Raw genomic sequence first — 25,611 nt, forward strand, 5'->3', positions numbered from 1 at the left:
GCCGACCTGCAGCACCGGCAGACCTGCATTACCGGAAGACCTGCATTACCGCAAGTATGCGGCGCTGGCAGTAATGCAGGGCATAGCGCACCATACAGCGCATCTGTCAGCGCTGTGTACAGTGTCAGCTCACAGCCTCTAAGGATAATGCTGCTGTGATAAGCAGCCCCGGCCATGTACAGTTGCATTGAACATGCGCAGGCTAACGAGACTGGCCTTTCCCGGCATCCCCTGCCCGGAAGTAAAATGCACTGGATTATGGACGTGATCAGGACATGATCAGCACCGATTATGTTCAGCAGTATTGACCGTCCATCCTGACTGCTCTTTCCTGTACAGCGGAGAGATTTTGGTTCAGCTGCCCGACCGGCAAAAGCAGTCTGGCAGCTGACACACAGATTAAAAAGGATTTGTTGCCATGAGTAATTTCAACGTTTCTGATCATCCACATCGTCGTTATAACGCTCTGACCGGTGAGTGGATTTTAGTTTCTCCACACCGTGCCAAGCGTCCATGGAATGGACAGGTAGAGAAGTCTGCCAATGAGGTCAAGCCAAGCTATGATCCTGAGTGCTACCTGTGCCCGGGCAATACCCGTGTAAATGGTGATGCCAATCCAAAGTATGAGCACAACTTTGTGTTCACCAACGACTTTGCCGCCTTAATGCCGGACACTCCACTTGACGGTCCTGAGGGCGACGATATCTTCAAGCTTGAGCCAGCCCGTGGCACTGCCCGTGTAATCTGTTTCTCAGCTGACCACTCCAAGACTCTGCCTGTTATGGACGTCAAGGAAATCCGTGGTGTAGTTGATTTATGGGCCACCCAGCTGACTGAGCTGTCTGCACAGTACAAGTGGGTTCAGTTATTTGAGAACAAGGGCGCCATCATGGGCTGCTCCAACCCTCACCCACATGGCCAGATCTGGGCCTGCTCCTTCCTGCCTGAGGAAATCACCAAGGAAGTTGAACAGCAGAACAGATATTTTGCAAAGCACGGCCGTCCTTTATTACTCGACTATGCAGAGCGCGAGCTTGAGCTCAAGGAGCGCATTGTTGTTGAGACCAGACACTTTGTAGCTCTGGTTCCTTACTGGGCATTCTGGCCATTTGAGACCATGATTCTTCCTAAGTTCAAGGTAAAGTCCATCAACAAGCTCAACGACGAGCAGCGTGATGATCTGGCTGACTGCATAAAGAAGCTGACCACCCGCTACGACAATCTCTTTGAGTGCTCCTTCCCATACTCCATGGGCTGGCACAATGCTCCAGCTGACGGTGAGCCACACGATGGCTGGCAGCTGCACGCTCACTACTATCCACCTCTTCTTCGTTCTGCAACCGTCAAGAAGTTCGTGGCCGGTTTCGAGCTGCTGGCTGAAAAGCAGCGTGACCTTACACCAGAGCAGGCTGCTGACCGTCTGCGTAGCCTTGATGAGGTTCACTACACTCTCAAGTAGTACCAGTCAGGCATCTGCAGCATTCTGATTACTACAGCGAGCCCGGCATCCTGCCGCACCTCAAAACAGGCAGGATCAACCAGACTGACATGCCTCAGCCTCTTGCCTCCGGGCTGATGCTGCAGCACAAAAGCCGGGCTCGCTAAATTTAAATTATCGACACCTCGGCCTGACTGAAACCCAGCCAGGCCGATTTTTTTCAGCCCATCAAAGTCAAATCCCGCCCCGACCCCTGTCCAGTGAGCAACCTGACTTACGGCTCCAAAAGCCTCCCATCATATTCCCCGCACTAATCTGAATCTCAAGCCCAATACTAATCCCAATCCCAACAGCCTGCCAGGCCCCAGCTCTCAGCGCAGCCAAAGCTCCGGCACATTTGACGTTCTAATCCGCAGCTCCATCACAATCTCAAAATCAATCTAAATCACTGTCTCCACAGTCATTTCAATTCCCCGTCAGTAAAGTCCTTCCCTTTAAGCTGGCCGGCTTTTATTGAGTGCCGTCAGTCACCAGGCCTGCTTTTATTGGGCCGTTAGTCCCCATGCCGGCTTTTATTGGGGGAAGTAAGTCACCAGTCCAGCTTTTATTGGGGCCGTCAGTCACCATGCCGTCTCAGTTCTGTCAGCGCACAGGATCTCCATACCAGAAGAAATCACAAGAGGCACAGTTATCTCAGACCGACATAGCCAGCAAGGCACCACCGTACAAAGCCTCTGTATCTCCAGTCATGCGTGTGGACCCAGTCAGCATAAGAAAATCAGTTGCAGCTGTGGCAAATGATGCTGCAGAGGGCAACGACAGCCGTTCAAATATCTGCGGATCAGGACCATGCATAGTATGCTTTACAAAATAAAAATACTTTACCTTAAAATTAGTAAAGCATAATTATTGTCAGAGCGGTAATGCTATATCAACCAGTTTGTAAAGCGTTAGTAATTATGTAAGTGCATGTACACTGATTCAATATTGCGTGAGCGACTGAGGTCAAAAAGCTTGTTTAACTTAATAAAAGCCGCCAGCACCTGAACATGCATCAGTGCCCAAACTTCGTCAGCAGGGCGGAGGCGGAAAAGGTACTGCTAACTGCAGATTGTAAGCTCAATCAAAGGGCTGGGCCGGACATTATGGCTGTATGGCGGGCTGTCTGCTGGACAGAAATTGTACTGCCAGAGGCCGGGCTCAGGCTGTGAAAAGGTGGCGTGACATAGGCCGAAGCCGGCCGAGGCCAGCCGAAACCGGCCGAAGCCCGGCGGTTGCCGGGATGTATCAGAAGCTTTCAGAGTTGTTATGTTGTTCCTTGATTACCAAATAGACAAAAATGTAATGTTGGGACTATGCTGCAACTGTTTTTGCCTTATAATTAAGCATCACCACAAGTCTGGCATGAGCTATGAGCCATGCTTTTCTTGACATCAGCGTGCTGACTGCAGTCTTTTGCAGAGCCTGGCACGCAGCGTCGACAGCGTATACTGTGCACCTGTCTGTTTTGCAGCCTGAGAGCCTGTGCTCATTTACAGCCAGTGCTCGTTTGGAGCATGTGCTCACCTTCAGGCAAGGTATGAAGCCCGTAAGCTCATACCTGGTTTATGGCCAGTTCCCGACGGAGCGAATAATCAGCCCGGCTGAACTGCCCTTAAGTCGCATACGGACACGTTTAAAGGCTGGCGGCGTTTAAAGGTACATTGTAGTTTGTATGTAAAGTGTCGTCTGATGCCGGTCAGGAATGTCTGTTTACGGCCGCAGACAGAGCTTGCTGATTTCTGATCTGATACTCCCGCAGTGCAATCTGCCTGAGGCCCCGGCAGCTGTAAGCAGCCCGGGCCTTTTAAAGTGCAGATGCTCTAAGAGTTACCTGTGCTTTAAATGGCTTGAGGTCATATGCATCGGTATGCTCAATGGGGCCGGGAGATTATCAGTGCTGTGACTGATGTTACGGCGGCAAACAGGCTTGAAAAGCAAAGGCATAACAGATCGTAAGACCGGCTTCATGTCCCTGAGCCGCGATGTCCTGGCTCTTATTCCTGTCAGCCCTGCAGCTGCTGCAGAACTGCAGCCCTGCGGTTTCGTTGCTACAGACATGAGGCTGCGGCACTCCAGCCCTGCAGATCAGTGTTTCTGAGCAGCCGAATGCTCAATGGCCATGCCTGCAGCCGAGCAGTGGCCAGCCATGGAGGAACTGCGTGCCGGGACCTGCCATGGAGGCAATCTGTGCAAGCCCAGCCATGGACGCGCCTCATAAGGTGTCCTTGGCCGGACAGAAACACAAATCAGTTTAGCCTATGCCATAAGGCAAATTCCGCAACATCTGCACCAGGCGACGCCATCCCCATACTTATAAGATCTGTTACATCATGCTTTGTAAAACTTTAAGTCATACAAAGTGCTGACTCTTAAAGGCCAACAGATATACCTGAGCTTAAACGACATCAAAAGCTCTGCTGGCCACATCACTGCGCCACCCCGGCATGAGAGCTTATGACGCTGCCCGACTCCGGGCACATTCTGACGAACTTTCTTATATCAGTATCAGCTTGCCGTGAGACAGGCTGTTCTACCTTATTGTTAATTGCTCTTTGCTTTTACTTTACTCTTGCCTTTACCTTCAATTTACCGGCACCTTTACCAGCATATTTGCCCATTTCCATCGCTTTACCAGCATATTTTCCCGTATCCATCCCTTTACCTTTAGCATCTTTATCACCTCTCTGACTTGCAGAGGCACAGACACTTTTATCTGTTCAGATCTAGTTGTGATGCATGCTGGAGGCTGGCTGTACATCGTGCCTGGCGATAAACAGTATGACTCCAGGCTCTGGCGCTGCTGTCTTCCATGACAGGCGCACCTGGCTGCCATGATGGGGCTTAATGGCGACTCTGAAAAATGAGGGAAAACACTGCAAAAGCTGGCAAAAATGACGAATAGCTGTGTTTTTTCGCTGGTTTTGCGCGTTTTGGAGGGGCTTTGGGCGTGTGGCGTGCCACTTTGCGGGGCCGCGTGAGAACCTCACTTGGATACAGATTGGACAAAATAGTGAGATAGATCGCACTGTTTGTGATTCTGCGCGATCTGTGTCACAAAACGCGCTATACTTAACGTGTAGCCTGTTTTGACAAGGGTTATTGATTGAGCGGTTATTGTCCTTGCAACCGCCATAGTTTTTTATTCAGGCTCAGGCTGCCTGCAGCTGCGATTTGATCTTGCTGCAAGGTCTGCTAAAGGTATTCTTCCAGATACCTCAGGGTCTGAATGGCGCGCTTTATTATGAAAGCGTGACGTTCCGCCGCAGATGCCGGTCAGGTTTACTATGAACCTGGTGCGGCACTGACACACATGGAGCGGATACGTTTTCATGCTGCAGCTTAATGCAGAAGGTGCTGCAGCGATGAGCCACAGTGATGGCTCTGCGACCACATGAGGAAATCGATGTTCAATTTTTCAGCATGTGTAAGCGTTACCACAGATTTGTATGCTGCGGCTGTGCCGTCAGCATGACTGAAGGTCAGCAAACAAAGAAACAGTGTCGGCGCAAGCTGGCACTACAACAACCCCAAGGTGGTTCAGAGACGGCCTGAAAGCGTGGAGGTTTCCATCTCATCAGACTGCTCTCTGGCCTGCCTTTTTTGCCCGGACTCCTTTAGTCATTTCTCAGAAATATCCTTGTACCTGGCCATGACCCAAAACCGGGCTGGCCTTATCCTTCCTGGTCTTTGTACAGCAGGCTGCATCTTACATCTCAAGGTCCCCAGCTGACCCATACCTTACAGCCATTCATACCTGAGCTTTTCCAGTCCCCGTCCCTGTTCAAAGGTCATCATTCTCCCTTGCATTCACTGAGCAATGAGCACTGAACAGCTGAGACCTTTCTTTCACCATATCTCTGCCTTACTTATACTCGAACTGCAACTAACTTATTCACATACCTGTACCTTGTTAATCCAGGATACAGTACCTTACTAATCCCCGTACCAGTAAGCAGAAGCTCCGCCTATGTCTTTGCCTGAGCCTTACCTGAACCTTTGCCTAAGCCATAGCCGCTTTCATCACACGACCTGACAGACACTGTCCAGCATGGCCTGACGGCTTCATTGCATCAGGCAGAATGACTGGAATACCGGACGTATGCTCTGCCGGTAGCAAGCTCATCAACTGATCCAGGCACGCTTGCGTTGAAAAGCCGGTTCGCCAGCTGACAGCCAGCTTCCCATGCACAGCTGCAGCTTATCCTGAAAGCATACCGGTCCACGAGCATAAGATCCCATGCCCATAATGGCCAGCCCTCAGTGTAGTATGCGGGGCTCATTAAGCAGACAGACACCTCCCGTAAAGCCTTTCCGTACTCAAAAGCCATCCCTGTCAGTGACAGGCGTCTCTTCGCCCCCAATGTCAGGCCGCTCCACCCAAGCTATACCTGTCAGGGACAGGCATAGCCTCACTCCGTAATCTGGACGTTCCACCAGAAGCCAACCCTGTCAGGGACAGGCATAGCCTCACTCCATAATCTGGACGTTTAAACAGAGCCAGCCCTGTCAGGGACAGGCATAGCCTCACTCCATAATCTGGACGTTTCACCAGTAGTCAGTCTGTCAGGGACAGGCGCTCTTAGTCCCCAGAATCAGCCCTATGCCATAAGACCCTCCTGTCTGGACAGTCAGCGCTTCACTCCGCAATCAGGCCGCTCCCGACAGAACTGGCTGCCTGCGCAGGCAGCACAGCTGGAGCAGATGCTGTTCAGGGCCCAAATGCCGTACCTTGTACCTTATACCTTATACCTTATAAAGGGCACTGACGCTCACTGTAAGAGACGTACGCCTCAATATGTTCCTGTGCAGGCAAATAGCGCTGCAACAGCTGCAAACCCGTCAAACAGCTGCCTGATGTTTGTTAAAGCATGGCAATAGCTGAACCCCTTGCTGTCTCCTTTAGTACCAGCTTTTCATATGTTCATCCAGCAATATATATGTTCGTCGAGCAATATACGGCGCAGCCATTTATCCTTCTACACGTTAGTGCTTTCAGGTGTATGTAAATCAAGAGGTCAATCCAGAGGTCAATCTATGGTGCGCTCCATGAGCCAGCCCATGGGGTAAATGGGCAATTATGCAGGCCGTGTGTTCATTATCCGGATAATCTGCCTTCCTTGACAGTATTGAGCCTCCTGGCTGCTGCTCGGGAAGAGGCGCTGGGGAATGAGGTACTGGGCCGCAGCTCTGCTTTGTTCAGGCTGTTGGGGATTTGCTGCCGTTTTGGTGTGCTTTTATGCAGGGGATGGGGGCTTGCTGCCGGTTGCTCCGCGCTTTTAAGCAGGGGATGGGGCATTGCCGACTTGCTGCGCTGGGGCAGCAGCCTGTCTGCGGGCTGCAGGGATGAGATGCTGTCAGCTGGTTTCTTTGGGGGAGGGACGGTTGGAGCTGGATTGTGGATGTTATGTTACAAATGTAATTTTCGAATACGTGTTCGTAAAACGAAAAATGTTTGTGGTTTTGTCGTGTAAAGCTGATAAATATCATGCTTTATCAGGTGTTGTGGGCAGGGTGGTGGGCCGTGATTATTGCGTGTAACTGTTACTTTTTGAGTGAAAAATATGAATGGGTGTGGTAATTTTTTATGCCTTTGCCATGATGGATGGCATAAATACGGGCTTTATTGAGGATGTATGACAAGCTGGGCGGCATTTTGGGAGTATTTTGTCTGCGGGGCTGTTGTTACATGCTGTTACAGGGGCGGTTTTATGCGGGGTTTGGGGCATTTTCAGGCATTATTTGGCCTTTTGTGTGCTGTGAGCCAGGTCAAAAAACACAGCGTGTAAACGTTTTTTTGATAGTATTTGTCGTATAATGGCCTCAAATTCAAAACAGGGGTAAGTGCCTGTTTCTGGTTGTAGTGCCTGCAGGGGACTTCTGAGTCCCGAAGATGAAGGTCTGAGGCTGGCGGGAGCAGCTTTTGTTCTGTTCTGCAATGGCCTGATGTGACCGGATAACATATGCAGGACGGGCCCATGCCCGCAAAATCACAGCCCCCGGTGCTTTGCTCTCCGGTGGTACAAAGGCAGGGTGCTGCCTGTTACAGAGGATTAATCATGAGCGATGTTCGTCTTAAGAGTGCTGAGGAATTTGAGCGTCACTTTGGCTGCAAGCCAGAGTATCTTTCCTATGCTCCTGGCCGCGTTAACCTGATTGGTGAGCACACCGACTACAATGACGGCTTTGTGCTGCCATGTGCCATCAAGTACGGCACAGCCATTACCGCCCGTAAGAACGGCACCGACAAAATGCGTCTGCTGGCTGTAGACATCAATCACGACACTGATGAGTTCGTATGCAGCGCTACTTTCAATGCTCATGAGTCCAAGACCTGGTCAAACTACCTGCGTGCCATGACCTCCCTGATTATGGAGAAAGGCCACAAGGTCGAGGGACTTGATATTGCAATTACCGGTGATATCCCATTAGGTTCAGGTCTGTCTTCCTCCGCTTCTCTGGAAGTTACCTTCGGCAACCTCTTATCCCAGGTTTTCGGTCTGAATATTCCTCTTCAGCAAATCGCCCTGACCGGCCAGGCATGTGAGGCCTTAAACGGCTGCAAGTGCGGCATTATGGATCAGACCATCGTAGCCTGCGGCCGCGCCGACAGCGCTCTGTTAATTGACTGCCGCTCTCTTGAGCTCAAGCAGATCAGCGTTCCTGAGAATCTCGACATTCTGATTGTCAATTCCAACGTCAAGCACGCCCTGGTAGGCGGTGAGTACAATGAGCGCCGTGAGCAGTGTGAAAATGCCGCCCGTATTCTGGGTGTCAAGGCTCTGCGCGATGCCACCATGGAAATGCTTGATGCCCACAAGGCTGACATGGACGACGTAACCTACCGTCGTGCCCGTCACGTCATCACTGAGGATGATCGTGTACTGGAGGCTGTAAAGGCCTTTGAGCAGGGTGATCTGGCCAGTCTTGCCACCCTGATGTACGCCTCTCACTGCTCCATGCGTGATGACTTTGAAATCACCATCCCTGAGATTGATGGCCTGGTTGAAATTATCCGTGAGGCCATTGGTGAGAATGCTGCAGTCCGTATGACTGGCGGTGGTTTCGGCGGCAGTGTGGTAGCTGTTGTCGATCCTGCAAAGGTTGACCAGGTCAAGGCCGCCATCGATGCCAAATATGAGGCTCTGGCTGGCCGCAAGGCAACCATTATTGAAACTCATGCCTTTGATGGCGCAACTTTTACAGCTCTGTAAAAGTTTAATAATGCAGCCGTTTGTGTGTTTGAGGCTGCATGACAGCAGGGAACAGGAGTGCAGCTTTCTGTTGAGCTGCACTCCACCGTTAAAAACGGTAATTGTGTGAAAGCCCGATTAAGCTGTCTTTGGCTGCTGCAGAGTGATTCTGCAGCAGGCCTCCCCAGGCTGGTGTGGACAGCCTTATTTTTTACCAGTCAATGTAAACGATTACATGGCCTTAAACAGGCCGGACGGGAGTATGGTGTGTTACTTGCCGACAATTCTGTGCGTAAGCACTCCTGTTACAGGAGTTGCTATCTGATCTGACCTCACGAGCATTTCTGCTCAAACTCTTATTTCTCCGAATATCCGATACTTAAGATGCCACTGGCATCCCTTTAGCGGTCCGCATTGTAAGCGCTTACATTGGTGTTGTACGATGTGGTCCAGTGGCCGGGCCGCTGCTGCGGCCCTGGCACCCCTTGCCGCGCCCTTTGTGGCTCTGGCAGCAGCTTAAGCCGCGCGTGCGCCACAAGTGAGCTGTGCTTCATGAGCTTCATATGCGCAACAGTGCAACACCGCAATACAGCTAAACTGCAGGTATTGCAGATACTGCTGCAGGTGCAGGCACTCTGGTGCTGTGAAGAATGGCGGGGGCCTGGTGTCGTGGCTGGGCGTCCTGAGCTGGCGGGCGTGATGTGGGTTGCCGGAGATGGTGAGATTTTGAGCAGGAAGGCTCAGCCCCGCAGTGTGACGGGGGTGAGGCATGAAGGCTCAGCCCCGATGTGTGACGGGGTGAGGCATGAAAGCTCAGCCCCGCAGTGTGACGGGGGTGAGGCATGAAAGCTCAGCCCCGCAGTGTGACGGGGTGAGGCATGAAAGATTTCGTTTTGTTGTATAGAGGGAAGTAAGCTCTTCTCTGCAAGGTGAGACATGGACAGTCTCATTGAGACTGTCTTATGGGCAGCGGTAATGGCTGTGTGAGGCCTGAGCTGCAGGTGCAGGGATAAGCTGAGCTTGACTTCATTGTGTGTATCAGGAGTTATATCATGGCTGAAAGTCCAGTTACGCTAAAGGAGAAGGTCTCCTTTGGTCTTGGTGCCGTGGGTAAGGATCTGGCCTACTGGGTCATGGCTGCCTACCTTATGATTTTCTTCACCGACACTGTGGGCCTGAGTGCTGCTTTCGTCGGCTTTATCTTCCTCATAGCCCGACTGTGGGACGCCTTTAACGATCCTTTCATGGGATGGATTGTAGACAATACCAAGACCCGCTGGGGCAAGTTCCGTCCATGGATTCTCATTGGTACCCTGGTTAACTCCGTCATCTCCATCATGATGTTTACCAATCCGATTCATTTCTTCGGTTTCAATATGACCGAGGCCATGATCTACTGCGGTATCTTCTACATCCTGTGGGGTATGTCCTATACCATTATCGACATTCCTTACTGGTCATTTATTCCAGCCTTCTCCACCGATTCCAAGGTACGTGACATTATGTCCGTAATCCCTCGTACCGGTGCCATGATTGGCGGCCAGTTTGTTGTAATTTTCGGTCTGAGCCTGATTACCTTCCTTGGTACCGGCATGGGCGATACCATGTCAGACGGCTTCTTCCGTTACGTTATCTTAATCAATATCGCCTTTATCGTTACCGAGATTATCTGCGTACGCAATATCCGTGAGCACGTTCAGACTCCACTGCGTCAGAAGATTTCAGTAAAGGGCATGATTCAGCTGCTGGTTAAGAACGATCAGCTCCTTGTCATCATTATCCTGACCATTATTCAGCAGGTTGCTCAGAATCTGGTCAATGGCGCTATCCTGTACTACTTCAAGTACGTAATTGTCAGTGAGGAGTCCTATCCTTACTTCATGGCTGCCGGTGCCGTCTTCCAGTTCATCGCTTTTGTAACCTTCCCATATGTGGTTAACTTTACCTCCCGCAAGTTTGTATATATCCTGGCTGCCTTGCTGATGGTAGGCGGCTATATGGGCATGTTCTTCAGCGGTTCAGGTGCTGATGCCTCCATCTTCATGTCCGGTGCCTCCTACTGCATCGCCTCCATGGGTGTTGCCATGTCACTGGTAGCTACCACTGTAATGCTGGCTGACACCGTAGACTATGGTGAGTACAAGTTAGGTACCCGTTCCGAGTCCATCGTATTCTCCATGCAGACCATGACCGTTAAGTTCGGCTCTGCTTTTGCCGGCTTCCTCTCCGGTCTGACCCTGACTCTGGTAGGTTACGTTCCTAACGTTCCTCAGACTGAGAGCACTATCTTCGGTCTGCGCATGGTAATGTTCGTTGCCTCTACCGTAGTTCTGCTGGTAATGCTGGTTCTGTACATCAAGTACTACAAGCTCAACGGCGAATTCTATAAGAACATGCTCTCTGCCCTGCAGTCCTCCCGTGACCAGGCTCAGTCCTCCAGGGAATCTACCCGCTTTGTCCGTGCCGCTCTGCACGTTCGTACCATGATGCTGGACTGCGATATCACCGACAAGCAGACTCTGTTATCACAGATGATTGACAAGGTTGCCCTTGTAGAGAACCTCAACGAGTCTGACAAGGAGGCTTTCCTCAAGGACATTATGGACCGTGAGGCTGTAGGACCTACCGGCATTGCTGATGGTATTGCCATTCCTCATGCCAAGTCTGACCTCATTAAGAACACCACTCTGGTTATTGCCAGACTCAAGACTCCAATGGACTTCAATGCACCTGACGGCCGCGCCTGTGACCTGATCTGCATGCTGGCCAGCGTCAACGATGGTAATGCTCACCTCAACGTGATTGGCCGTCTGGGTCTGATTCTTGACGACAAGGCCAATGTAGATGCTATCAGAGCCTGCAATGACCCATACCAGCTCGTTGAACTCATCTCCAACGCTGAAAAGAAGTTCCTCTAAGAGCCTCGCAAGCTCTGTGAGCCCGGGCTGTGCAGCACAGGCTGTCAGCCCGGAGCCTGACGGCAAAGGTCCGCACCGGCATCAGCTGACAGGTCCCATGCCGCCAGGAACAAAATAAAAGGAGGCTGCACTGCCTGCCATAAAGCAGACAAATGCAGCCTCCCTGCAGCCGGCTCAGCTGCCATGATAAGGCAGCACAGGCCAAAGCAAAGGCGCAAGCCAGACTGGTCTGAAAGGACCACAGATTTCAAGATTTCACTGTCTTATCAGCATTCAGGACAGACAAGCGCATCCGACCGGGCGGTCACGATGCCGGCCTGAAACCTGGCAATACCGCAGCCCCGGGAACACAAAGCTCCCCGGACATTAAGAGCCCCCAACAAAAAGCTCCGGGCATAAAGCGCCCCGGGCATCAAGCGTCCTGGCAAGAACCCGGCCCTGATGTCGCAGCAGTGATGGCACAGCCATCAGCTGCATAAGTCGCGCTGAGCGCCCACGGGTTGCCATGGATGGGCCGGGATGACCCTGGAGGTCCAGGTAAAGCCCATTGGGGCGGCACGGTAAGAGTAAGACCAGATCTGATAAGAGCAAGACCGTTTTTGCTGAAATTGTCAACTCAGCAAAGTTGAGAGCATGTCTGAGGTGTCAGGAACACACCACCACACAGACTGACATAGTAGGACTGCTCTTCTCTCCTCCATGACAAATCCTCTAAGGCCAGAGTCCACATGCTCTGGCCTTTTTTAATTCAGGCCAGAGCTCAGCACCATGACTGGTGAGGCTGAGGATCTGCTCTGTGCTGAGGGTATGACCGGGGCTCTCGATGAGGCTGCAGTCAGCAGCGGCGTTAGCGGTGTGGCCGGAGCGGCAGCTCGCAGCTGTGGTAACAGAGAGACCCGGCATGCAGCCATCAGCTGTGCTGACAGCGGGCTGGGCCGGGGCTGATGCTCTGAGCTGTGGTGAGAGCTGCTTCTGGATCGGTGCTGTCTGTCTGTCAGGCCTGGGCGCGGGCGCGTCTGATGCGCTCGATGAAGTCCTCAAGTACGCTCATCGGACAGCCTATGTTGATGCGGCCGAAATTGTCAAAGCCAGGACCGAAGTGGCTGCCCGGATGGAAGTGGGCTCTGACCCTGTCATGGAAGAAGTCCATGGTTTCCTTTTCACTGCCAAAGACAGGGTTGAAATCAACCCATAACAGGAAGGTGCCCTCACGTGGCTTTACAATCACGCCTGGCAGCACCTCAGGCAGGGCCTTGCGCAGATATGCATCATTGGCGTCAATGACCCTGTTGACTTCATCTACGTAATAGCCGCACTTCTGGTAGGCAATCTTCATCATGGTATTGCCGAAAATATTTGGCTCGGTGTGGCCATGACGAACAAGGGCGTTTTTGACTGTGGAGCGGATCTGGGCATCAGGTACGGCAATCCATGACATGTGGCAGCCCATGACATTAAAGGTTTTGGACGGAGCACTGGTTACAATCAGATATCTGGTGATATCACCCTCAAGGGCCAGCATGGAGGTGAACTTGCCGCCCTCTGCCACAAAGTCAGAGTGAATCTCGTCAACAAAGAGAATGATCTGATGGCGTACACAGAACTCTGCCACCTGCTCAAGCTCCTCACGGGTCCAGATACGGCCGGTAGGGTTATGAGGGGATACCAGAATCATCATGCGCACACAGTGGTGCTCAAGCTGACGCTCCAGATCCTCAAAGTCCATGACATAGCGTCCCTCACGCTCTACAAGCTGTGGCTTGAGCACAGTACGTCCGTTGGCAGCGGTAATCTCATTAAGAGGAGGGTAGTAAGGGCTGTTGAGGATAACGGCATCCCCTGGGCTTGAGAAAGCCTGGACGCACAGGGAGGTAATATTAACAATGCGAGGGGCATACAAAATAGTGGCCGGGCTTACCTTGAGGCCATGACGCTCCTTCATCCATGAGGCCACACCCTGTTCAAACTCATCGCTCTTGCAGGTATAGCCATAAAGACCGGTGCTGGCAATGCTTACCATGGCCTCCTTAATCTCTGGAGGGGTAAGAAAGTCCATGTCAGCGCAGCCCATCTGGATAAAGTCGTCACCACCGAGCATACGGTTAGGCACATCCCATTTGAAGCTGTCGGTACCAAGACGATCGATAACGGTAGAAAAGTCGAGCATATGCCCTCCGCAACAAAGAAAAACAACATCCCCGCCCCGGGCACCGGCAAAGGCACCGGCCCACAACAGGCCTTACAAGTGTCGTATTGAGTGGTCCTTAGCTCAGGTATTGCTCACAGGCTGTACCCTGGACAAATGAAGCGGGGATCTGCAAAGTTAGCACAAGCTGATTGCAGATAAAACCATGCAGGATTAATCACCTGATCAGTGCAGGCAGCACGGACGGGACACAGAGGCTCAGAAATGGCAGCTGAGCCATATCCCTGTGCTAAAAATAATCAATGTCATGACTTTCAGGGCAAGCTGCCTGGCACCACCACAGGGCCGTACATGGGCCATACAATAGTGTTACAGCGCCAGGTATTACACTGGCTGCGGATCACCGCTATGCTCTATTGCTGCCAGCAGCGCCAGGGGTATGAGCTCAGCTGCAGGCACGGATCAGTGCATAGTCACCGCCATGGTCACAGGTAATTGCGCTCCGAGGTCAGGGCCTTGTCAGTCTTTGCCAGCACTATGGCTTGCCGGCAGCAGGCTTTGCCAATAATAGTCTCTGGCCTTAGCCATAACTTTGCCCGCTGCCTGAGCCCCGTTAAAAGCCTTGCTGTGGCCTCAGCTCAGCCCTGACGGCTGCCATAACGACTTTTCAAACCGCTGATGCATCTCAATGAGGACAGTTATGTCATGGCTGTTCATCCACTGTTTACCCTCTTCTGTATGGATTTGGGACATACACAGCTGCATGGACAGTAAGTACTCATGAGTATTGGCAGTGAGTCTAGGCTTGGCGGGATGTCCATAGCCTCCATAAGGAGCATACCTGTCAGGACAGCCAAGAGCTAAGGACAACCATCTGGTCGGGACAACCATGAGGTCGGGACAGCCATGAGGTCAGGACAACCATGTGGTCGGGATAACCATGGCTGTCGGGACAACCAGAGAGCTCTGGCCTGAGGTCCGTGCCACTGGTGGGCGCAGGGGCTGGGGCTGACAAGCTTTGCAAGTCTCCTGTAAGGTATGACGTCCCGTATGCGTGGCAGTGCCGGCAGGGTCCTTAAAAAGCAAAGGAGCAGACCCCCTTATGGAGACTGCTCCTTTTGCTGATACCGGCAGTAAGCTGCCTGTACCCAGCTCCCAGTGCTGTAAGCCCTGCAGTGCAGGACGGCTTCCAGTCCATGCATGCTGTACCGGTCAGTATGCCCAAGCTTAAGAAGCACATGGCGGCAACTGCCAGCAATGCTGACAGTTCGGTTTTCTGTGAGCTCGTGGCTGCTGGCTGCGCAGGCAGCCGTCTGTCTGGGAGCGCAGACCAGCTGTTGTCTGACCTTGTCAGCACATGGGGCTGGCAGAGGGTCACAGGGGCCTCACTATGCTGTCTGGGCACGGGATTAAGGCATTGCTCCCGGTATGGGAGTCAGGCATGCCGACGGTGCCGGGGCACAGGCCTTACGGACGGAGCCGGTATTAGCTTCAGCCGGGATTATCCTGTGCAGAGATTAGCTGCGGCAGCAGATGCACTCAATCTCAACCCTTGCGCCCTTAGGCAGATCCTTTACGGCAACGCAGGAGCGGGTAGGGTATGGCTGGGCAAAGTAGGTGGAGTAAACTTCGTTTACGGCAGTGAAGTCGGCGATGTCAGCCAGGAATACAGTGGTCTTTACCACGTCAGCGAGGGTAAAGCCGGCCTCTTCAACCAGAGCCTTTAAGTTGGACAGGGACTGGTTGGCCTGATCCTTGATGTCCTCTGGCATGTCGCCGCTCTGTGGGTTTACCGGAATCTGGCCGGAAACAAAGAGCATATTGCCGAGGCTGATGGCGCTGGAGTATGGACCGATAGCCTTAGGAGCGTTGGCTGAAGTGATGACTTCTTTAGACATAGTGACCTCAAATAATCAAAAGAAAAAGCTCAGACAGTCATGGCGTCATGGCAGGTCCTTCTGCCTGAGGCTCATGCAGGTCTGTAAGCTGGCAATCACAGCCTGAGGCGGTGACGCACTGTAACAGCCATAAAGCTACGCAACCTGACCATAGTTGTAAAGTCTTTTCATGCAAGCGGCTAAAAATTCCCGCAACTGCACCCTCATGCCCCGTATGCCCCATAAGGGTACCAGGTAAGGCTTAGCATCTGCCAGCAGGTCAGCCAGGCAGGAACATGCCCTGAGCTGCCAGGTTTTTGGGTGGGCAAAGGGTGCTGACCTTGACAGGGCGGGCCAAAATAGCACCATCCAGGTACAGGTCAGCCCTGATCAGAGCCGGTAAAGCTGCACTGACAGCAGGGGCTGGATGAGTACAATGAGCTTACCTGATGCACCGTATGCCTCAGAGAGATTATGGCGCTTATGAGGACTCAGGCAGCCTGCCTTATGTCTGCAGGAGTACTGTTGTGGTGCGGGCGCCTGCAGCAAGGCGCCATCCTGTACAGGGACAGTAACCCACTAACTGCAACGCTCCTGTCAGTCATGAACACAAAGGGCAGGCAATGCATTTCAGGAGAGCATAATGCCGGTGATGAGCAGGACGGGCGCCTGCAGCACGAGGCCATGCTGTACCAGGACATGGACTAGGACGGGAACAGACTCAATGCAACGCCACTGTCAGTCATGAACACAAAGGGCAGGCAATGCATTTCAGGAGAGCATAATGCCGGTGATGAGCAGGGCGTGCGCCTGCAGCACGAGGCCATGCTGTACTGGTGCGCTCACTTCAACGCCTCTGTCAGTCATGAACACAAAGGGCAGGCATTGCAGTGTATTTTATGGGAGCTTGATGCCGGTAATATTCAGGGCTGAGTTTTCGTCTCTGGAAAATGGGCCATTTGTAACATATGACAGTTTCGCCATGAGACAAGGCTGTCTGCTGATATGGCGTCAGGCGCTGCAGCTGATGTAGGCCATGATTAACTGGGAACAGGATACGTAGGCAGTTGCGTGACATGGTGGATGAGTGCGGCAGCAGGCTCTGCAGCCGAGGGGAAAAGCCACCGGTGATGCTGGCTATGACCATAGCCGGGCGCGAGGGGCAGGGGACTGAGCATCAGCTGCGCTCAGACTGAGCTGGCGCTGACCAGCAGGGCAGGGGCTGGTGGGCTGGTCTGTTAACAGGGTATGGCGGGACGTAGTGGGAGTTACAGTACGGAAACGACTCAGGCGCCATGATGGCGCCTGAGGCAGTGGGGGTGCTGTTGCGGGCCGGGAGCCGTCATCTCTGTAGCTGACAGGGCTGGCAGTGGACTGCACTGGCCGGCCTTTGTGTCAGTTGTGATGTCCGTAGGCCTTTTCTTCGCGCTTCATCTTGATGAAGTTGTAGCGGCCGGAAATCTTGCGTCTGAAGGTGAGCATGCTGTTGCGTGGGAAGATGGCAATACGTCTAATCTGGAAAGGATCGGAGTCCATGTTGATATTGCCTGAGTCAGTAGCCAGAGCGTAGGTAAAGCCGGCCTTTTTGACCTCCTCCTTAACAGCCTCATTAAGGTCGCCATAAGGATAGGCAAAGGTGGTAAAGGCATGACCATAGGTCTGCTCAAGGCTCTGCCTGCAGCCGGCAATTTCATCGCGGGCCTGCTCAAGAGGCAGCTGGCTTAAGCGCGGATGGGTTCTGGTGTGAGCACCAAACTCAACGCCATATGCCTCCATTTCCTTAATCTGCTCAGGAGTCATCAGGCTGAGGCGCTTTTCAGGGCGCTCAGCGTTATCGGCATCCCAGGCATTGCAGGTTGAATCAGAGAGCAGGAAGATAACAGCCTTGGCTCCATACTTCTTAAGCACAGGGAACATGACGCGGTAATTGTCTTCATAGCCGTCATCAAAGGTCAGCACAATAAACTTATTGCCCCTGTCAAAGCGCTTTAACATCAGATTGTTTTCAGCCAGCTCCTTGAAGGTAACAGTCTGATAGCCTTTGCTCTTTAACAGCTTCAGGTGACTTTCAAAGCGCTCACGTGTTACCCATGTACCATGTACACCGGCCTCAGCCTCGCTTTCAATGACGCGGTGATACATGAGAACAGGCACCTCATAGTGACGGTACTCAACAAAGGTACGGCTGTAGAGCTCTTCGATGGTAGAGACAATGCGCTCCATGTTGAACTCATGAAGCACAGTTTCTCTAAGGGAGCTCAGCTCCTGGACGGACAGGTTCACGGCAGCCTCAACGTCATCCTTAAGGGATGAGAAATCAAGGCGGGTCTCATTGACGCAGTTGATATCGCCAAAATTTGACGACAGGGCAGCAGCCAGTGAGCTGGTGGTGACAAGGCCTTCGTAAATGGCCTCGCCAACAGCAATCAGAGGACGGCCTGAAAGTACGGCCTCAACACCTACACGACCTGCACCAACGATGACGTCAGCTTTACGCATCAGCTGATGCACATCAGTGCGGTAGCCCAGGAACTCTACATTGGCAAGGTTGCGGAAGCTGTCGAATCGCTCAGGAATATCCTTGCTGCCAATAATCTGGATATGGATATGCTCGTGAGGGCTTAACTTGCTCAGCACCTCATAGGCCACATGGCCCTTAGGTCCTGACAGACGTCCTACCAGGGCAACACGGATTGGGCGTGGTGAGCTCTGGACAGCAGCGGCAGCTGAGAGAGCAGCAGAGTCTGCATCAGTGCCTGCGGGTGCAGCAGAGTCTGCAACAGTGCCTGAAGTGTCAGTGCCGGAGGAACCGGACGGAGTGGTATTCTGCCTGGATAAGTCTCTGTCACTGGCAGAGAAAGTAAAGACTGACGGGTCTACAGGATTGCGCAGCAGCAGGGTGCTTGCTTCATCGTAGCCCAGCTCCTTACAGATCTGGGTGCGGATGTTTTCACATACGCATATGCTTTTGACACCGAAAGCCTTAATGAGGCGACGGCTGGCATGGACAGGCTGTCGGCCATGAGTGGTGGTAATGAGGGGGATACGGCAGATCATGCAGGCAACAGAGCAGACCCATGAGGATGCACGTGAGTGGGCATGTACTACCTGAATATCGTGTTCTTTGATGAGCTTGCACAGCTTTATGATATGGCCGACGCGGGCAGATAAAAAGCGGTTGTTAAACTCGAGGGGAAAGAACGGTGCTTTGCATTTTACAGTCAGGGTGTCAGATACGATAAATACGTTATGACCACGATCAATAAGCTGGTCAGACAGGGTTGCTGCATAGACTTCAGCACCAGTGATTTCGCGCTGCGACAAGGCCATCAGTATGTTCATTAGTCACCCATGTTGCTTTTTATGGAAGTACGTCGACAGAGGCAGATTCTATCATAACCATGTCTCTGATTAACGTATATAACAGGCTCAGGGGCCTTTCTGGGCGTATAAATTCAGAAATACAAACAAACAAACAAACCGATCCGTGGTGACACCTTGATGCCCGACTGCCCCGTAGCACCCAGGACCAAAGCCCGCCTTCGATACGTGACTGTGTGCTGCCCGTCCCGGCCGTAACTGGCTGCAGCAATGCCATTGTTCAATGGTTCCATGTCTGTCTGCTGTGCATTGGTAATGAGCTGAACCCGGGCTGGGATTAGTGGCCTTACCGAAATGGGATTAAATGGACCTCAAATGGACCTGATGGTAAGAGTTACAGGGGCCTTTGTGGCAAGCCTGGCAGATAATGACTGAGGGTAATCCTTAATGGGATAGCAGTCTGGCAGAGACAGCTCCGTTGCCTGACCATATCGCCATGAGCACATGCATGAGTACGGCAGGCAAACCAGGCCATGCCGGGATTACAGGACCATGCCGGGCTAACAGGACTATGCGGGCTTACATGACCATGCCGGGCTAACAGGACTATGCGGGCTTACAGGATCATGCCGGGCTTATGACATAGGCTGGGCAGGAGGACAGGCAAAGACCAGTGCTTATGTGCGCCAAAATGACTCAGCTTATGATGGTCAGGGGCTGATTCTGGGATACTGATCAGGCATTGGAACAAAGATCTCTCAGGTAAGCAAAGTTGTTGTAAATTCAACAGATGAGACTTCATGGGGCACAATGCAGCCTTGCGCATGTTTAACCACTATGAGTGCGATCCGTCTGCATGATTGCCCTTGAGCAGGTATGAGAAACATTTGAGGTCAGCAAGCATGTTAAATGAACAGAGAAAGCTTCGTGATACAGGATATCTGTATGACGCCAATGAACCCAAGATGATAGCTGAGCGTGCCCGTGCCAAGGATCTGTGCTGGGAATACAACACTCAGATTCGTCCATCAGACAGCACTCGCCAGCTTGAGGTGCTCAATGATCTGCTGGGCAGTCACGGTGAGAACACCACTGTTGTTGCTCCTTTCTACTGTGACTACGGCTACAACATTAAGACAGGCGACAACTTCTTTGCCAATCACAATCTGACTGTACTGGACTGTGCCAGGGTGAGCATAGGCAATAATGTTTTCATTGCCAACAACGTTACTCTGACCACGGCCGGCCATCCAATTGATACTGAGAGGCGTAATAAGGGCCTTGAGTACGCCTGGCCGATACGCATTGGCAACAACGTCTGGATAGGTGCCGGAGTGTTAGTGCTGCCGGGCATCACCATTGGCAGTAATGTCGTTATTGGCTCGGGCGCCGTAGTAACCAGGGATATCCCTGATAACGTAGTTGCTGTAGGTAATCCATGTCGTGTCATGCGTTCGATAACCGAGGCCGACAAGGAAAAGTATCTTCAGCCTCATCCATCCTGCCAGCAGACCTTCCAGCTCTAGCTGACAGCACACTAACGCTATGGTCACGATGTATTTTGCTCAACTTTCAGGCTGCCAATCTGTCAGCGGCCAAAGCGCAACCTGCACCGGGCAGTGACGGCAGCAGCGACCACGGCTCTACTTACATCCGGAAGTGACGGCAGAAGCGGCCACAGCGCTACTGACATCCGGAAGTGTCGGCAGCCGCCGTCCCATAGTCCTGCTGACAGTTGGCAGTGACGACCGAGCCGCACCCGGCCCAGGCTCTTGCCATTTCCTATGGCTATTTGTCCCTGTTGTGATTTGAGCGGCGGGGCGCAGATGACGGCCTCATTTATCCGTCCTTCTATCTGCTCTGCTATGCAGGAAATGAACAGATAAGCATGCATTTGCTGCCCCACAGCACAAGCTGAACAGATAAGCATGCATTTGCTGCCCCACAGCACAAGCTGAACAGTCGACATGGCTTTATCAGCAACATCTGACGGCTTGCCGGGAAATCATTGCTGACTCATCAGGGCCGACTATCAGGGCTGATACTCAGCTCATGAAGCATGAAATGTCGGGCCGATAGTGGTACGTTGCTCACCGTAGCATCAGGACTGACTCTCAGGGACGATCCTCATGGTGGCTGCTCTGGCAGATGCTGCTGATGCGGTCGTATTGCTGATTTGGCCTGTAACACCTGACCATGAACTTACAAAGAAAAAGGCATGTCTTCGGACATGCCTTTTTCTTTGAGCGCAAATATCTAAAGGGACGAGGCTTATCTAAACTGCGTGCAGAGGACGGTGCGACCATGGTAGTGGGGAAAAATGAGTGTTTGTTGATGCGCGGGCGGTACTGCAGAACAGGCGAATGCCAGGTCCTTGCAAGGCAACAGCCCATGACTGAGTTGCGCCTTGCAGTACTGAGATGCAGCTGGAACGACTATGGATGTATGGTTTGGTAACGTGCTGGACTATCATGGGATGGTCAGGTCGCATTCTCTTTGAGGGCTGTTCAGCCCCCTGTAATTTGCTCCCTGAAGTTATGAACGGCTTTTGCCTGTTATTAAGATAACACATCCATGTAAATTAATATGTAGTAAGTCATAAATGCGATAAATATGCTGTTCTTTTGATAAGGCACCTCACAGGGGGCCTTGTCTTTTGCCATGAAAGCATGGGGCTCGGGCAGCCTGTAATGGCATTGGATGCTGCAGGCTTTGATAGGGTGACCGGGCTGCCATATCTGAAATAAATGGCCTGTTAATGGGCTTTTTGTGGAATAAGGTACAGGGCAGATGGATCTGGGCAAGTATTGGGCAGTCAGAAGGGGCGGTTTTGTTGGAATAAAGATAGATGAAAATTAATGTGTAAGACGTTTGTCTTCTGTGAAAGTGGCATTCTCAGGCGGTCTGCAGATAAATAGTAGCTGTATATAAATAATTTTAAAGATTTCAGTATTGTATATGTTGCAATTTATCTAGATATAGATATAATGACCACATTGATACAACAAATTGAACTTAAAAAGTATCAAAGTGGTCACCAGACAACGTTTTACTCAGTCATACATCATGGGTAATAACAGCTTCAGGTTTCTGTGAGCCTGACTGGTGTCGGATTGTTTGAACAAACAGCTTGAGAGGGCAGTAGCTGGCTGCAAAGATGTAAAGCCCGACTGCCTGGATCGAGCAAGAGAGTAAAGGTGACAGTTTCTGTACTGCCTGCAGTATTAAAAAAGCATTTGTGCTGTTGTGTCCTTGCTATATGCCCCCTGTATCTGTCTCATACAACAGACAGAGCCTGATTTGTGAGGTTATGTATGAAGCTTAGAGAGGGTGATATTGATCCGGGAGTCCCTCCATATCCGGATCCAGTAACCATAGACCAGACCAAGGCCAACATGGCCTATTACCGTAAGCGTGCCGGATATTCTCAGCGCGAGGCATCGGTAGCCCTGGGCATGAGCCAGGCAAATTACTGGTGCTTTGAAGCAAGCGTAGCTGGCAGAGAAAGGGCGCTTATTCTTCCTTATCGCATGCTCAGGGCCTTTGCCAGTCTCTTTGGCTGCCCTGAACACCTGATTGACCCAGCCCAGCCGGTCAATCGTGACGGTCGCCGTTTCAAGTCGATTTACATTGACGGTACCCTGGTTCACTGCGTAGAAAATCCTGTAAGCGATGATGACTATGCCAGCAACTTCAGATACTTCCTTGGCCTGTCATGCATGTCGCTTAAGGAACTGGCTGAGCGCACCGGTCTGTCAGAGTCCAGTGTGGGCAAGTGGCGTAATGGCTGTACCCGCTATCGTGGCAATAACATCATGCGTGCTCTGAAGGCCATGAACTGTATGGAGCACCGTGATCTCATTGTTAAGCCACGCAGAGTAGTCAGCGGCGAGCCTGTAAGGTTAAAGGATGGCACTGTTGTGAACTTGAGAGTGCCTGCCCTTAACATGGCTGATCTCAAGAACAATCTTGCCTATCACCTCAATGCCAATGGTCTTGCCTACAAGGACATAGACTTGCTGCTGCACTATCAGCCAGGTACCATCAAGCGCTGGCTGGATACGTCCAACAATGGCTTTATCACCGTTGATGATGCCAGGGTGCTCTCCGGTATGTACTGCTTCAGTGAGGCAGATATCTCCATTACCGTTCTGCACGCACATAACGACAGAGACAGGGGCTGTGGCTGCGGTGGTTCTCAGTATGGCAGCGGCCATGGTGGCGCAGCTTACGCTGGCGCTACCAATGCAGGTGCTGCACATCCTGGCTCAGCTCACGCAGAGGCAGCATCAGTATTGGGACAGGGCGGCACAGCTGGCCTGCAGCCTGACTCCTCCATAAACTCCATCATGAATCAGCCCATGTCTGTCTTTTCAGGTAATAACGAGCAAAATGCCCGTCCTGCAGATGCAAAGACAGGCAGCATTGCCGATTTCCTGAAAATGACTGACAGCAATGCCAGCATGGGCAGCATGCTTGCCTGTGATGACAGCATGTTCAACTACGATACCGGAGAGGGTATTCCATTGGGATCACTGGTGCTTCTTGAGCTCTCCAGCGGCGACGTCACGGACTATATAAGCCGTGTTGTCTGCGTCAGACTCAATGACTCAGATGTGGCCATTCGACGTCTCAAGTGCATCAGAGGAGTAGTAAGCCTGTGCACTGACAATCCTGACATTAAGGAAAATTGCATTCCTATGCCTGAGGATGCCGTTATCGTCGGTCACGTGTTAGGCACAGTGCTGCGCTCATTCTGATCGCCCGTTACCCCATGCGCAGCTGCCACAGCCGCCTCCTGAACGCTGATCCAGCAGCTGCCTCAGGGCCATTGCTCCCCGGCATCGCCATGGAGCAGCCGGGCCACTGGCCTCCACAATCAAGGCCGGGAGGCATACGGCCTTGACATCCTTACGGCTCATGCCGCATGGTGCGAAAACCGAACAGGCAGCATAGCCGCACTGAACGCCTGACGGCTCCGGCCGCAAGGCTTTCTTTCCTTGCGTCTGATACAGCCCCGACCGTGGTAAACATGGTCGGGGCTGTGTCTTTGCTACTTTATGAGAGCATTTGCTGGTCCGATAGCAGGTCCAGGCTACTGGTTGAGCGTAGCCTGCATCATGGGCATGACGTTGAGCTTAGATGATTACTCCGGGAGAGAGACTGTGTAAGCGCCAGGTATGTTGTTTTAGACTGAATGCAGTTGTCCAGAGGAGTTTGTTGTTATGAGTGACAGTAAGACAGTTAAATCAGGTGCAAACAGTGAGGCTGCCCTCAAGGACCTGCGTTCAGTTATGCAGGGCATGACCATGCCTTACAGTGATGCTGATATGAGACGCCTTGGCCTGGAACTGCTCAATTTCGTGCTGGCAGGTTCTCAGCACAGTAGAATCAGCTCGCTCGGTGCTGATGCTTGGGCTGACGGGGCTTCAGCGTCCCATTATGCTGATGCCTGTGGTTGTGACGATATGGAGTGCTGTGGTGATGAGGACCTGGTTGATATGGAGCTTGATGACCGCTATCAGGACTATGCAAGCTGCTTTGGCAGTGAGGCAACAGTATCTCCGTACGACTGTCTGCACGGTCAGCTGCTCGAAGATATAGACAGGGTAATTGCGTTCTTCTTTGACTACTATGGCCTTGCCCATGAGGGCCGCTCAGATGGTGCCAAAACAACGGCCTTTGGCTACCATGCACTGGATGTGATCCTTTATATCTCCTATCTGCAGAATCGCAATGCAGAGGTTAACCTCGATTCACTGCCTGTCAACTGGGCTGAAACACTGCCGGTCAATCTTTCAACTACATGGCTGCTTGACGAGTTTGAGGAACAGCCACGTGAAGATTATCAGCAGATGCCGTCACTGGAGCTTGATCGACGTATGGACCGCATGGACCTCCTGCGCAATCTGTCAGATGAAGACAGAGCACTGCCGCTGCGCGAGTATATCTATGAGCAGATAGTAGAGGACTTCAAGATTCTTGCACGACTTTGCATAGAGCGCTGTGTTTCTCTGCGTGACGCCATGTACTGATCGGGTGACCTTACATATCCCGATATTGATCGTGCCCGGTCTTAGGTCTTTCTCCTAATCTTATGAGAACACGAACCAATCTCTACTTGTTTGCTTAACAATATGACAAAGGGCAGCCTCAGGGCTGCCTTTGTCATTGCAGTATATGAAAAAGATGCAGTGGTTTAGACAGTACTTTACAAAGTATTTTAGTTTGTTACAGCCTGGTGATCTGGACCTGATTCATGTGAGCGGCCTGCGGAGAGTGATGTTGGGGGTATAGCTTGCAGAGAGCTCTGGGCAGGGACATGGTCATTGCCATGGTCATTACTATGGGTGTGCGTTGTCGATCATCCTGCTCCTGGCAGGCAGGCTAATGCTTTACTTGGGGAACTGTACTTCTCTTTGATGCAGGCTTGTGAGCTTGTTGCATGCATGCATGCATGATGTTGATGGCTAAAAATAAGCAGCTGCATTTATGTTGTTGTCCTGGTGAGGGGATCAGCCCTTGATCTGTATGCATGATGCCTATTACCAGGTTCCTGTTGCATGGATTAAGGCAGAAATTCTCTGTTTGCGTTGCGCTGTGATGTCGTTTTTAGGCTGCTGACGTAGATCTGGAGCTGTGATGGCTGAAATTTAAGGGGTTGTGAAGGCTGTTTTAT

The 25,611-nt window shown here is 51.9% G+C and carries 10 protein-coding genes; 7 read left to right on the top strand and 3 right to left on the bottom strand.

Going from position 1 to position 25,611, the window contains the following annotated elements; translation table 11 throughout:
• The first annotated feature begins 418 nt into the window (after window positions 1-418).
• The 4 genes from MXE41_RS00475 (at window position 419) to MXE41_RS00490 (ending at window position 12,533) form a co-directional block, all read left to right on the top strand.
• On the top strand, window positions 419-1,459 hold the full coding sequence (locus MXE41_RS00475; protein WP_247098979.1) for a UDP-glucose--hexose-1-phosphate uridylyltransferase: 1,041 nt from the start codon (window positions 419-421) through the stop codon (window positions 1,457-1,459).
• Window positions 1,460-7,536: 6,077 nt separating this feature from the next.
• A complete protein-coding gene (gene galK, locus MXE41_RS00480; protein WP_247098980.1) occupies window positions 7,537-8,691 on the top strand; it encodes a galactokinase in 1,155 nt (384 codons plus the stop codon).
• A 1,031-nt stretch (window positions 8,692-9,722) separates the two neighbouring features.
• Complete coding sequence (gene melB, locus MXE41_RS00485) at window positions 9,723-11,588, top strand: melibiose:sodium transporter MelB (RefSeq protein ID WP_247098981.1); 1,866 nt, start codon at window positions 9,723-9,725, stop codon at window positions 11,586-11,588.
• Window positions 11,589-12,356: 768 nt separating this feature from the next.
• Window positions 12,357-12,533, top strand: coding sequence for a hypothetical protein (locus tag MXE41_RS00490; RefSeq protein WP_247098982.1), 177 nt, complete (start codon window positions 12,357-12,359; stop codon window positions 12,531-12,533).
• Window positions 12,534-12,582: 49 nt separating this feature from the next.
• Here MXE41_RS00490 and MXE41_RS00495 read toward each other — a convergent pair whose 3' ends face one another.
• The 3 genes from MXE41_RS00495 to MXE41_RS00505 form a co-directional block, all read right to left on the bottom strand.
• The gene (locus MXE41_RS00495) at window positions 12,583-13,755 is read right to left on the bottom strand and encodes an aminotransferase class I/II-fold pyridoxal phosphate-dependent enzyme (RefSeq protein WP_247098983.1); all 1,173 of its coding nucleotides are present in this window, start codon (window positions 13,753-13,755) and stop codon (window positions 12,583-12,585) included.
• A gap of 1,496 nt (window positions 13,756-15,251) precedes the next feature.
• Window positions 15,252-15,632 carry a RidA family protein gene (locus MXE41_RS00500; protein ID WP_247098984.1) on the bottom strand — a complete coding sequence of 127 codons (381 nt, stop codon included), beginning with the start codon at window positions 15,630-15,632 and terminating at the stop codon, window positions 15,252-15,254.
• Window positions 15,633-17,006: 1,374 nt separating this feature from the next.
• Window positions 17,007-18,941 (bottom strand): polysaccharide deacetylase family protein, encoded by a 1,935-nt coding sequence (locus MXE41_RS00505; protein WP_247098985.1) that lies wholly within the window; start codon window positions 18,939-18,941, stop codon window positions 17,007-17,009.
• Window positions 18,942-19,834: 893 nt separating this feature from the next.
• Between MXE41_RS00505 and MXE41_RS00510 the strand changes: the two genes are divergently transcribed.
• From MXE41_RS00510 to MXE41_RS00520, 3 genes are all read left to right on the top strand, one after another.
• Window positions 19,835-20,458, top strand: coding sequence for a sugar O-acetyltransferase (locus tag MXE41_RS00510; RefSeq protein WP_247098986.1), 624 nt, complete (start codon window positions 19,835-19,837; stop codon window positions 20,456-20,458).
• Window positions 20,459-22,246: 1,788 nt separating this feature from the next.
• On the top strand, window positions 22,247-23,692 hold the full coding sequence (locus tag MXE41_RS00515) for a helix-turn-helix transcriptional regulator (RefSeq protein ID WP_247098987.1): 1,446 nt from the start codon (window positions 22,247-22,249) through the stop codon (window positions 23,690-23,692).
• A 465-nt stretch (window positions 23,693-24,157) separates the two neighbouring features.
• Window positions 24,158-24,967 carry a hypothetical protein gene (locus MXE41_RS00520; RefSeq protein ID WP_247098988.1) on the top strand — a complete coding sequence of 270 codons (810 nt, stop codon included), beginning with the start codon at window positions 24,158-24,160 and terminating at the stop codon, window positions 24,965-24,967.
• Window positions 24,968-25,611: the final 644 nt, after the last annotated feature.

The organism is Anaerobiospirillum sp. NML120449, from assembly GCF_023051105.1.
Lineage (GTDB): Bacteria > Pseudomonadota > Gammaproteobacteria > Enterobacterales > Succinivibrionaceae > Anaerobiospirillum.

Coding starts and splice junctions, on each gene's coding strand:
- MXE41_RS00490 (WP_247098982.1), top strand. CDS start 12,357: ATGACTGGTGAGGCTGAGGATCTGCTCTGTGCTGAGGGTATGACCGGG.
- galK (WP_247098980.1), top strand. CDS start 7,537: ATGAGCGATGTTCGTCTTAAGAGTGCTGAGGAATTTGAGCGTCACTTT.
- melB (WP_247098981.1), top strand. CDS start 9,723: ATGGCTGAAAGTCCAGTTACGCTAAAGGAGAAGGTCTCCTTTGGTCTT.
- MXE41_RS00520 (WP_247098988.1), top strand. CDS start 24,158: ATGAGTGACAGTAAGACAGTTAAATCAGGTGCAAACAGTGAGGCTGCC.
- MXE41_RS00510 (WP_247098986.1), top strand. CDS start 19,835: ATGTTAAATGAACAGAGAAAGCTTCGTGATACAGGATATCTGTATGAC.
- MXE41_RS00495 (WP_247098983.1), bottom strand. CDS start 13,755: ATGCTCGACTTTTCTACCGTTATCGATCGTCTTGGTACCGACAGCTTC.
- MXE41_RS00475 (WP_247098979.1), top strand. CDS start 419: ATGAGTAATTTCAACGTTTCTGATCATCCACATCGTCGTTATAACGCT.
- MXE41_RS00500 (WP_247098984.1), bottom strand. CDS start 15,632: ATGTCTAAAGAAGTCATCACTTCAGCCAACGCTCCTAAGGCTATCGGT.
- MXE41_RS00505 (WP_247098985.1), bottom strand. CDS start 18,941: ATGGCCTTGTCGCAGCGCGAAATCACTGGTGCTGAAGTCTATGCAGCA.
- MXE41_RS00515 (WP_247098987.1), top strand. CDS start 22,247: ATGAAGCTTAGAGAGGGTGATATTGATCCGGGAGTCCCTCCATATCCG.